The sequence below is a fragment of the Lysinibacillus sp. NPDC093692 genome, assembly GCF_050280125.1.
GTDB lineage: Bacteria > Bacillota > Bacilli > Bacillales_A > Planococcaceae > Lysinibacillus.
In genome coordinates this window covers 17,426-27,868 of the sequence record NZ_JBNNUW010000036.1, presented here as the reverse complement: position 1 = coordinate 27,868, position 10,443 = coordinate 17,426, and the positions used below count along the sequence as shown (strand labels likewise).

Genomic DNA, 10,443 nt, shown 5'->3' with positions numbered 1-10,443 from the left:
TTCTCCCAGAGTTCAAATGATTTTATATTACGTATTTTCCTATAGATATATTGCTTTAGTATCAACGTTCTATAGTGTACCACATTTTTTGATTTTAATATTATTGTATATTTTCATATACTCTTTTGGGGTACATCTGGGGTACCAAAGATTTTTTTAATATACAATAGAAAAAAATCACTCATTATTTTCAGATGAGTGATTTTTTATTAATACCGAAATTTAGTTATACTGACCACACTAAGTAGCTGTTACTTCCCCTCTTTCTTTAATAGTTTTAGCAAACAATTCATCTGCTTTAGCTTTTTCCCAGGCAATCTAGCTTTCCTATTAAAACATAATTAATAGTGGTAAAATTTATTTAATTTCACTTTGTGGATAATAATATACTTTTTTATTGGATTCTTTATCTTCTCTCTCAATATGTACTCCCTCTTTCCAATCAGCATAAATATAATCTTCCCACTCCATGTAACTATTCCGTTGATTCTCATTGTGCCAGCTACTTTGTTCTTCTTCATATTCTTCAGAGGAAAAATATTCCCCCTGTATTTCATTATATTCCACCTCCATCTCTTCTTGATATCTTAAATCGTTTAGGCTTTCGCCACGTGATGTAATCTTAAGAATCAATCCTTTTCCTTCATACGCTTTTCCTTCTAAGATAGTTCCATTAAACCTTTTAATATAATAAAAATCCATATTTCTCACTCTACCATTCCAAGGTCTTCCATCTTTGAATTCACCATCAAAACTCAATGTGCCATCACTAGAATATAGTTTACCATTTATCTTTTCATCATTATTGTATACACCATCATAATATATACTGCCGTTAGTGCTAAATGTTTTCCCTTTACCATCCTTTTTGCCATTCACTACATTACCCCAATAGGAGATGTAATTATTATTAAACTTTATGATTTTTCCCTCATAAGGTACTCCGTCTAAATATTTAGCATTTATTAAGTTTTCATCCTTAGGATCAATAACGTTGTTATACAAAACTCCTTTTTTAATTCTGCTCTCATTTGAAATTGATTCATAAACAATTTCATATTGATTGTCAAGACCGTTATATCCATAATATGTTCCGGAAGCAAAGAAACCGTTGTAAAAAAACCCTCTCATTTTTACTTTTCCATAAGAATTATAAATTACGCCTTCTCCATTATAAAAGTCTCCAGAAAGCTTTTTATAATAGTTCCCATTAGAAATCTGGATATCATTGTCTCCTATATTAACCTCGTCTTTATTAAAGGTTAGTTTATATAATTTATGCATTAGTAAATAATTATCTATACTTACTAACTCTTCAATTCCACATTCCCTTAATTCACCCATTAATGGTGAAGGAATAAAATCTAAAAAGAACTGTCGTACAATCTTTCCTAAATACTTTTCGAATTTTTCGTTAGATGTTTCATTATCTAAGTAACTTTGAATCGTAAAAAGAGCATTATAAATATAATATATATTATTTATTTCATCGTTACTTAAATCTTTTCTTAACGAAGCAACATTCTCAATCCAATTTTGACTAAAAAAGGCTCTATCTAATGTAACAAAATCTTTTTTTAATATATGCTTTATGTACAAATCTCTAATTATAGTGAAACCTCTCTGTAGATCATAATAGACAATTATAGCCTTTTCACGTTTATATTCGAACTCTCTATTACCTTCTATATTTTTTAGTTCTTCGGATATTTTTAAACTTCTTTTATTTATTTTCCATACTAAAAAACTAAATATCCCAGTTACACATATGGAATAAATTGTTAATATCCAAGTTACAATATATGACAGAGATGACATTGCAGTACCTGTTTTATTAGGTTCTCCCCTTAATTCAAACATTTTTATAAAAGCTTGAACAGGGTTACCAAATACAAGATACAACAATAAAACAAAAAATATAATACTAATAATTAACCCTAATAGGATTGATTTAATAGGATTATTAGATACCCAGCTTTTCTTATTCAATTCAACTACCTCCCTATAAATAAATTGTATAACAGTATATTAATTAATTATATAATAAATGGTAATTTAATGATTTATATTGTATAAGTTTTGGTATCGTACAGTGATTTACTTCTGAAATTTCTCTTTAAAAATCATTCTTTTGCCTTATTCCTAAATAGGGCTTATTAAAAATTCATACTTAATAACACTCCAGGTACTCATTCGAGTGCCTGGTTACTTCGGTTAAAAGGTGGCTGATTTTATCATTTTACCTCATACAATTTTGTAATTTTGCTCTTGTTGTTATAAACGAGCTTCAATCCTAATAACTCGGCTATCTCACGCACTTGAACATGCGTCCTACCATCTATAATCACAGCAGGAATGGATTTACTATCATTTAGCATTACTTTAGCTTGTGCCTCTTTTACTTCCTCTTTTTTTGTATAGCCTAAATGAGTAGCTAAAACCTCTGCGATGGCAGCACAAATAGCGTTAAAATTTTTATGATATAGGTCAACGTCCCCTTCGCTGTCTACAAAGCATACTTCAATTAAGATAGCTGGTTTATAAGTGTTTTTAAGGAAATAAAGCTCTGGACGTTGTTTAGGACCACGGTCTTTTAGTCCTGATGCTTTTGAAATTGCAGCACTTACTTTAGCTGATAAATCCTTCATATCATAATACAATACCTCTACACCACGCGGATCGTCAGTGACACTTGCTGCATTGAAATGAATACTCCAGTCTAGGTCTCGTGACTGTTTATTATGATAATTTACGATGGTTTGGAGGTTTTGGTTTTGCGTAGTCGATGTATCATCATGAAATACTGAACCAGCTCCGTTGTACTGTGTTGTTAAGATACGATGTACTTCATTTGTTACTTGACGTGCCTCATCTACTTCATCAATGAAATGTTTTGCGCCTCTGATTTTTAATCCGTGACCACTAGAACCTACGTATCTTTTAGTCATTTCACTTCACCCTCTCCTGATTTGTCTTTTACAATCGATAAAATATTTTTAATAAAATCAGGCATTGGTAAGCCCATTTTTGTACCGTTTTCTGTGATAGAAATAAATTCGAGTACACAGAATGCAATGGCTGCCCCATCACCTGCGTACTCGATACCTGGTATCACTAATGAAAGCATGTATACCGAACCTACTAGCATTAAGTAATAGATTTTACGAATAATTCCGTTGAAGCCCACTCGACTGTTTATGTTTTGATTTACAACCCCTGACAAAATACCGGTTATATAATCAATTGCCATAAAACCTATTAATACTGTCACGGCCATACCTAGACCGTTTACTGAATAAGACACTAAAGTGCCGATTACTCCACTTACTCTTGCTACCCATCTTTCCATTAACATCATTCCTTTGCCCTATTTAATTAAAATAAAAAGCCATGAGAAGCTTCGAGAATCGGTAACATGTACCGTTGCCTATCTCGATTGCTTTCACAGCGCATAAAAAAAGCACTCTCAATTGAGAGTACTAATTAGTATTGTTATTGATTTAAATTCGCGATAATAAACCCATCGATGCTTGATAATTTACCACGCCAATATCCTAATTCAATTACATCACCGTTTATGTTAATCAATTTCGCATTTTTCAAATGAATATAGTTCGGCGACGGATTATCATCTTCATCTTCTGGATTTATCTTTTCAACTTCCTCAGCAATTTCTTCAAAAAGCTTTGCAAATTGATCTGCAGTTGGTCCATTTCCACTTAATAGTTCAGATATACTTCTCATATATATATTGCTTCCAATCAACAAACCAGTAATTAAAGAGCCACCAACATTTAAAGTAACTCCTATTTCTATAGGTGATTCATTTACAATTGTAACTAAATTAGATAATAGGACATCTTTTTCCATTAGATTATCAGCTGTTAAATCTTGTGTTTTTCCTACCATTACATCTCCTCCTATGGCTATATTATCCTACAAAAAGGTAAGTATTTCCTTTTGATTTAGACAATAAAGAAATGCTAATCTTTCGCTTACGTACCGAACAGCATGGAACTAATATTTAGATTTGTACACCATAATAAATTAATTCCTCTTTAAATTGTTCTTCGAATTTCTCAATCATTTTTTCTTTAGAAGGTAGATAAATGACTAGTTCCTCACAAAAACCCAGATCTATCCATGTTAATTTTTGATTTTCCGTATCCCAAAAAATATGTTCCAACTTAAAATCATGTTCGTCTCTTTTTCTATTCAGCATTTCTGTGTATGCATCTAAGACTTGATCTTTTATTAACTGTAATTCTTCATTAGAAATTTGCTTACGTAATAATAAATCGTGTAAAGAGACTCCTTTTGCTTTTTCCATGAATAAATATTTGCGTTCACTATAAGCATACAGTTTCGGAAAATATTTAATCCCAGAGAGATCTATTAAGGCATTAATATCTACATCCCTAACTCCTTTCTCTTTTAATACTTTGAAAATAATATCTTTCTCTTCGAGTTCGAATATTACAGACCGATTTTCTTCAGTATTGCATTTTTTCCACTTATCGTAATCTAGACCTTTATCTACAGTAGCTAATAAAGCCATTTTCGTTTCAGAGTCTAATTCTTCAAAATAAACAGTTTTATTCAATAAAATCCCTCCTTTTCGTTTAATGATTCGACAAAAGGAAAGGATTTCCTTCTAATTTAGACAATAAATTTTTAAAGCGTATCGAGAATCAGTTACGTGTAATTTTGCTCATCTCGATTATTCTCATAGCGTGAATCCCCTGAAACTTATTCCAAAAAATCACCAATTAAAAAATATGTCTTAAAAATTTCATATAATTATTATCAATACTCAATACTTTTCAAAAGAGCTTTATGGGACGTTTTTAAAGACCTTTCGAATAGTGTTATCCTCCATAGTTTTTATATTGTTTTACATTTATTAGGATATTTGACAACCCAGTTTATAGCTATTATTCTCTAATTACGGCCGATCAAATTCTATGGAGGTGTGAGTCTTATGGAACTATATAACTCAATTTTTTCAGATATTGGCTATATATTTGTATATTTCATGATCGTTGTAGTTGGACTAGCTGATTTTATTCGCAACTACTCTAAATAATCTTTATTAATGAACGGTTCTTTTCATATTTACTTTGCCATACACGTGTATGTTTATTTCAATAAAAAACGCCAGCTTATGCTGCGTTTACTTGTTTTCGTTATTGAGTAATACTTGTACAGCTTCTCGCCACAACAACGGCACTTGGTCAACTGTTCGTAAGTTCATTTTAATTAAATCCCAATATAATTTAGCCATTATAAAACCCCCTTAGTTGTTAATGTTTCTACTACTTCGGCAACAGCTAATTGATTTTCAATTTTATCTTGCTGTTGCGCTTCTGCTGATTCAGCTATTGCTAATTTCAATTTTTGGGTTTCTTCTTGTAATAACTCAATTTCCGTTTTAGGAAGTTCGATATACTCGTAATATAGTTGTTTTGTTTCTTTATCATAGAATAGTTCGGCGCGTTTACCTTTAATATTCTCCGGTTGCGGCATTGTACTCACGTCGTACTCGATCGCGATTTCTCCAAGTGAAAACACGCTTACTACTTTGACTTTCGTTTCCTCTGAATTTCCGATAATAATCATGATTAATTCTCCTCCCTTACCATCGTATTACGGCTTTACCGTTTTTACCTGGTTGTGACGTGCTACCGCCATCGCCTATGCCGTTGGGGTTTTTACCGCCAAGACCACTGCTACTACCAACACCATCTTGACCGCGTTGCCCGTTTCCTCCGTAGCCTCCTCCGATACCGCCATTAGCACCGCCACCATTGCCGTATTGAGTCCCCGCAAAGCCACCATCCCCGCCATGTGCATACGATGTTTTGAAGCCAGAAAAACCGCCAGGACTGCCCATGCTTGCCACTGTATTCGGAGCCAATCCGTTAGCACCCGCCGTTCCTCCTAAACCTACTTGTATTTGAATAGTCTCTCCAGGAGTAACCGGGATCATGTCAACGAATATGCCGCCAGAACCGCCACCGCCACCTGCGTTACCACCGCCACCAGAGAATGTAAAGAACCCACCACCGCCACCACCTGCACCATTAAGTATTACCAACACGTTAAATACGCCTCTAGGTACTACCCATGAATACGTTCCTGGGGTTACAAATTCCTTGGTTCCAGGTTCAGGTTTCACCCCACTTCCGTTACCCTGCAAGAAAAAAGAGTTACCATGGAATGCTAGCGTTAATATAGCACTCATAGGGAACGAACTAGGTAATATTTGAGAACCATCTGAATTAAGTATTGAAAATGCATTACTAACTTTTGAACCGTCTTTATTTTTAAGTACTATAGTAATGTTACCTGTATTATTATGAGTTGTAGTAACCCTGTAAGCACTACCTTCTTTGGGTCTAGGCGGAGTAAATGCGGTATCCCAAATTATTTCATCAGACGTACACACCCACGCATTAGTCGCGTTTGTATTACCTATAAAACGTACATGACCTAAATCTTCTTTGGTATGAGTATCAACCTTAGTGTCAACGGCCGCGATATCTCTGTCTACTTCTGCGAATTTCGTATCAACTTTTCGTTCTAAATCTGCTACGGCTTGAGTTAAATCATCAACATTTCCACCATCTTGCTGTAATTCCTCAATGCATTTATAAGCCCTATTTAATAACCAGTTCATATGTTGTGCAGATGGTTTCATACCTGGTTGCCAACCACTGTCTTTTAATGACTGTGGAGGCTCAACACCTACTGCATTCCACTCAGGTAATTGTTCTGGCATCCTCATTCCTCCTAAATCGGTAATTCGTTATCTTGACTTGGTGTATATGCTGCTCCTAGATAACCACCAATGGTTTCATCGTTTATATCACCGAAGCCCTTTGTGTTATCAATTGAGTTAGTTATATCGCCAAACTCAAACGTACCTGTAAGCTCAATTACACCAACTTTTACGCCTGCTGCTACTGTACGTTGTACGATACGAACAAAGTTTGTAGGGTCTAACCCTGCCTCATTCAATTTTGTTAAAGGAAGCTCGATAACTTTAATCGCTGCTGGTTCTGGTTCATCTGGATCGTTCCATTTTTCTTTAATTTTTATCATTTTAGGATCAACCGATAATGCAATAGCTAGGACCTGTATTATCATATCAATCGTTCCGTCACTTAGATTTCGAGCAATCTTCGACTTTAATAAGATTCGATATACTTCATCATTCGCAACACCACGTGGTTGATTTACGTTTTGACCAATTAAATCAAGACCTATACCTTCAGCATTATCAATGTTTCTCCACTGCCTAATACGATCGTTTGTATCTTTTACTTCTTGTGCTTCAGCAGAAAAGATACTCATCAGTTTGGATATGTTCGATTCAGGATTCTTGTCAAAGTAATCGGAAAATCGTTTAACAATAGATTTCGTACTAAACAACGACCGTCACCTCAATGTCTTTGAAATGTGTTTGAGCAACTTCTTGCAATCCTATTATAATGTTCGAATCGTTGTAATTAATGTCATCTGTAGATACTTCAACGGTTACATCTTCGATACCATCTACACTATAAGTTCTAGCAATTAAACGAGATACAATTACATCCTCACCCATGTTTAAACCTGAATAAGTGTTGTTATTTGCATCAGTACCTCCAACATATCTAATAAGCGCTGTTTTTATCTGATTAACTCCATCAAACGTAAACGATGTATTGGTTTCCACTTTTACTTTAATGAAAATATTTACTTCATTAGCCCTAGTGAATCCTATTTGTTTTACATCACCACTTAAATCAGTTACATCGATATAAGTTGTTCCATAAGGTTGTATACCTCCAGCTTTCTTTTCATGAATGGCTTTAGCAACTTCTTCATCGCCACCACCTAAAACGAATGCTTGTATGGACCTAGGAGGCGTGCCGTATTGATCGACTTCATCTTTATAATTTTCAATTACCTTTGATGCTCGAATGCTTGATATTTTTAATAGATTGGCGCGTATTGCTGCTGTAGTAGCTGAACCAATACCTTCAACTGTAATATCAGCTCGTTCTCTGGCTTCTGTATCAGATTCTTTTTCTCGACCACCATTAGTTTTTAATGGATTATTTACACTTATTATATCAGCGTCAGGATTTACTATTTGAGTGATTGTATTTGCCCCTACATTACCTATAGCACCGACATCTAATGCTACAATCTCGACTGTTCCTTTTCCTTCTGAATCTAGTGTTAAATCATAAAGTGTTTCAAAGAAAATATCGTTATCTGTAGACGCTAAAAAACCACTTTCAATGAAGTGGTTTGGCGTACCTTTTATTTCTATTAATCCGTAAGCAAAGTCAGCTAAAATACGAGTTATGCCTGCATATGGTAATAACATATCTAACTGAACACCTTCAGCTGTCTTTCGATATGCGCTATGGTAAACATCTTCTGTGTCTTGCCATAATAACGAGAAAAACCACGCCATAATGCGAATGATAATACCCAGTACTGAACGTTCCGAAGTATTAGCATCAGCACCAAACTTTTCTTTTGCTTTAGCTGACATACTATCAACTAGATCACTGTAGGATTTTCGTTTAAAACCATTCTTATCCAATGCCACCGACAGCCACCTCCTTGCTAATTACGGTGCCATCTAAAAGAGTTACAACGAATAGGATTGTCCTAACTCTATTAACATCTTTTATTTCAACACTTTCGATATCTCTAACCCGTTCCTCTTGTGAAAGAACACGCATAACCTCTGCTCGAGCTTCATCTTTGGTTGACTTCTCCAAAACTCGTTTAAAATCAAGTCCAGCTTCTTCATTCAGAAACCATTCTTTTAAATTCGTACCAAGCGATATAGCTAAACATTGGGCTACTTCTTTATCGCCTTCATCTAACTTAAAATCACCATTTTCCAAAAGTAGATCCCCATCTAATAATGCTAATGTTTTCACTAAAACACCCCCACTATTACAGCGTCATGAACATCAAACATTCGAGCTGTTCCAGGGTAAACATTGTTGCCTTTCATTGCCTCATCTATTGCACGTTGGCAAAATACAGCCAATACAGTGTCAACCATTGGTTCTAAAGCTGGCACGTAATTTTGAACCTCGCTATCATTAACACGATATTTTTGAAATAAAACAGGCACATTTTCAATAGGTGCTAACTTTGATGGTTCTTGACCAGTTTCTTTAACCATAAACAGAGGTTCGATTTTGGCTACACGTTTAGTTTCATCGTATGCTAACACTTTACAAGGCATGGCGGTATTTAAGTTTACGAATACACCTTGTTGTAAAGCACGGAAAAATTCAGTAGTATTCGTCATAATATCGCCTCCACTTCTGTATAGAATGAACTCCCTTTACAAATGTGTTTACCACTTTTTACACGTACTGTACTTTTCGTGACTATGGATTGGAGTTGAATAATTGCTCCTGTATTCATCCTGTGTTGTAACAGTGATGTTGCTTTATAACCTTTCATTACTATGCCTTTGCGTTCGTTTTCAAAGTACTCAGGAGATCCTACAAGTCCTGTATCTGGACTAAGAATGAATTTATTGTTGTCACCCTCTTTAATGGACCTTATATATGTCTGTTGTCTCGAAATATATGCAGATGCTCCACAATCATTCGCAACTTCTTGAATCTTTTTAAATATCTCTCCACTGACCGAAAATCCTTTGTCATATACTTTGTTTTTAGGTAATTTCAGCACAGCTACTTTTAAACCTAGTGCTTTTACTAAATCTTTAATAATAGCATCTGCTTTTATTTTCCCTTTATATGAGCGTTGTAACGTCTTTTTAGCGTTGAATGGGTAAGTGTCCAATACTTTTATTACCGTAGCTCTGTCAGCTCCTACAGGTGATGTCCGTACACTATCAATACGTCCGCTGAGTATTAGTCCTTTATCCTCTATATAACCGGCATTAATTGTTATAATTTCGCCACGCTTTATTTTATTCCTAGTGGATTCTGATAGGTTGTAAATTGTGATTTCGCTTATGTTCGGCTCAAGATCATCATCAAACGGAACTTCAAATTCAATATCTAACTCAGTATTATTAAATTTTAGATTGCCTGTCACAACTTCAACATAACGCTTAAATAATTTACTCATTGCTATTCACCAACTTTAAAAATACTGTTTTATTCAAGTTTGCAAATGTCACACGTGTTTCTTTACCAGATGGATCAATAGGAATAATAGTAGGTGCTGGAAAACGATTATCGAACACTTCACTAAACAACGGCGTAGCATACACAAGCTTTTCTCCAAGCACTAATATTTCTTCATCCTTTTGTAAATCCAATGTGAAATAATCATGCAACTCGTTATAGCTAATTTCTATTAAAAATAATTCAGCGCCCAATTCCACCTCGAAACGATATGGAATGAGCGCTTTTTCTATTTCTATATATTCAAAGTCTAGCATTA

The 10,443-nt window shown here is 34.6% G+C and carries 14 protein-coding genes; all 14 read right to left on the bottom strand.

What is annotated here, in order from left to right:
* Positions 1–357 precede the first annotated feature (357 nt).
* The 14 genes from ACQKN4_RS23860 to ACQKN4_RS23795 all read right to left on the bottom strand — a co-directional run bounded on the left by ACQKN4_RS23860 (position 358) and on the right by ACQKN4_RS23795 (position 10,441).
* Positions 358–1,989, bottom strand: a complete 1,632-nt coding sequence (locus tag ACQKN4_RS23860; protein WP_427485030.1) for a hypothetical protein — start codon at positions 1,987–1,989, stop codon at positions 358–360.
* Positions 1,990–2,234: 245 nt separating this feature from the next.
* Positions 2,235–2,948, bottom strand: a complete 714-nt coding sequence (locus ACQKN4_RS23855; RefSeq protein ID WP_427485029.1) for an N-acetylmuramoyl-L-alanine amidase — start codon at positions 2,946–2,948, stop codon at positions 2,235–2,237.
* Positions 2,945–3,349 (bottom strand): phage holin family protein, encoded by a 405-nt coding sequence (locus ACQKN4_RS23850; RefSeq protein WP_427485028.1) that lies wholly within the window; start codon positions 3,347–3,349, stop codon positions 2,945–2,947. Before ACQKN4_RS23850 ends, ACQKN4_RS23855 begins: the two co-directional genes overlap by 4 nt.
* Positions 3,350–3,492: 143 nt before the next feature.
* Positions 3,493–3,909, bottom strand: a complete 417-nt coding sequence (gvpU, locus tag ACQKN4_RS23845) for a gas vesicle accessory protein GvpU (RefSeq protein ID WP_427485027.1) — start codon at positions 3,907–3,909, stop codon at positions 3,493–3,495.
* A gap of 115 nt (positions 3,910–4,024) precedes the next feature.
* Entirely contained in the window at positions 4,025–4,603 is a 579-nt protein-coding gene (locus ACQKN4_RS23840; protein ID WP_427485026.1) for a hypothetical protein, read from the bottom strand.
* Positions 4,604–5,173: 570 nt separating this feature from the next.
* Positions 5,174–5,284, bottom strand: a complete 111-nt coding sequence (locus ACQKN4_RS23835; protein WP_427485025.1) for a CD1375 family protein — start codon at positions 5,282–5,284, stop codon at positions 5,174–5,176.
* A complete protein-coding gene (locus ACQKN4_RS23830) occupies positions 5,284–5,619 on the bottom strand; it encodes a hypothetical protein (RefSeq protein WP_427485024.1) in 336 nt (111 codons plus the stop codon). Before ACQKN4_RS23830 ends, ACQKN4_RS23835 begins: the two co-directional genes overlap by 1 nt.
* A 16-nt stretch (positions 5,620–5,635) precedes the next feature.
* Positions 5,636–6,781: a hypothetical protein gene (locus tag ACQKN4_RS23825; RefSeq protein WP_427485023.1), complete on the bottom strand. Its 1,146-nt coding sequence runs from the start codon at positions 6,779–6,781 to the stop codon at positions 5,636–5,638.
* Positions 6,782–6,792: 11 nt separating this feature from the next.
* The gene (locus tag ACQKN4_RS23820) at positions 6,793–7,434 is read right to left on the bottom strand and encodes a hypothetical protein (protein ID WP_427485022.1); all 642 of its coding nucleotides are present in this window, start codon (positions 7,432–7,434) and stop codon (positions 6,793–6,795) included.
* The gene (locus ACQKN4_RS23815; protein WP_427485021.1) at positions 7,427–8,608 is read right to left on the bottom strand and encodes a baseplate J/gp47 family protein; all 1,182 of its coding nucleotides are present in this window, start codon (positions 8,606–8,608) and stop codon (positions 7,427–7,429) included. Before ACQKN4_RS23815 ends, ACQKN4_RS23820 begins: the two co-directional genes overlap by 8 nt.
* On the bottom strand, positions 8,595–8,948 hold the full coding sequence (locus ACQKN4_RS23810; RefSeq protein WP_427485020.1) for a DUF2634 domain-containing protein: 354 nt from the start codon (positions 8,946–8,948) through the stop codon (positions 8,595–8,597). Before ACQKN4_RS23810 ends, ACQKN4_RS23815 begins: the two co-directional genes overlap by 14 nt.
* A complete protein-coding gene (locus ACQKN4_RS23805) occupies positions 8,948–9,328 on the bottom strand; it encodes a Gp138 family membrane-puncturing spike protein (RefSeq protein ID WP_427485019.1) in 381 nt (126 codons plus the stop codon). Before ACQKN4_RS23805 ends, ACQKN4_RS23810 begins: the two co-directional genes overlap by 1 nt.
* Positions 9,325–10,125, bottom strand: coding sequence for a phage protein (locus tag ACQKN4_RS23800; RefSeq protein WP_427485018.1), 801 nt, complete (start codon positions 10,123–10,125; stop codon positions 9,325–9,327). Before ACQKN4_RS23800 ends, ACQKN4_RS23805 begins: the two co-directional genes overlap by 4 nt.
* The gene (locus ACQKN4_RS23795; RefSeq protein ID WP_427485017.1) at positions 10,118–10,441 is read right to left on the bottom strand and encodes a phage baseplate plug family protein; all 324 of its coding nucleotides are present in this window, start codon (positions 10,439–10,441) and stop codon (positions 10,118–10,120) included. The genes ACQKN4_RS23800 and ACQKN4_RS23795 overlap by 8 nt, the downstream gene beginning before the upstream one ends.
* Between the last annotated feature and the right edge of the window lie 2 nt (positions 10,442–10,443).

Excerpts from the sequence above, each read along its gene's own strand:
- ACQKN4_RS23795 (WP_427485017.1), bottom strand. The coding sequence starts at position 10,441 with ATGCTAGACTTTGAATATATAGAAATAGAAAAAGCGCTCATTCCATAT.
- ACQKN4_RS23800 (WP_427485018.1), bottom strand. The coding sequence starts at position 10,125 with ATGAGTAAATTATTTAAGCGTTATGTTGAAGTTGTGACAGGCAATCTA.
- ACQKN4_RS23855 (WP_427485029.1), bottom strand. The coding sequence starts at position 2,948 with ATGACTAAAAGATACGTAGGTTCTAGTGGTCACGGATTAAAAATCAGA.
- ACQKN4_RS23805 (WP_427485019.1), bottom strand. The coding sequence starts at position 9,328 with ATGACGAATACTACTGAATTTTTCCGTGCTTTACAACAAGGTGTATTC.
- gvpU (WP_427485027.1), bottom strand. The coding sequence starts at position 3,909 with ATGGTAGGAAAAACACAAGATTTAACAGCTGATAATCTAATGGAAAAA.
- ACQKN4_RS23830 (WP_427485024.1), bottom strand. The coding sequence starts at position 5,619 with ATGATTATTATCGGAAATTCAGAGGAAACGAAAGTCAAAGTAGTAAGC.
- ACQKN4_RS23850 (WP_427485028.1), bottom strand. The coding sequence starts at position 3,349 with ATGGAAAGATGGGTAGCAAGAGTAAGTGGAGTAATCGGCACTTTAGTG.
- ACQKN4_RS23825 (WP_427485023.1), bottom strand. The coding sequence starts at position 6,781 with ATGCCAGAACAATTACCTGAGTGGAATGCAGTAGGTGTTGAGCCTCCA.
- ACQKN4_RS23835 (WP_427485025.1), bottom strand. The coding sequence starts at position 5,284 with ATGGCTAAATTATATTGGGATTTAATTAAAATGAACTTACGAACAGTT.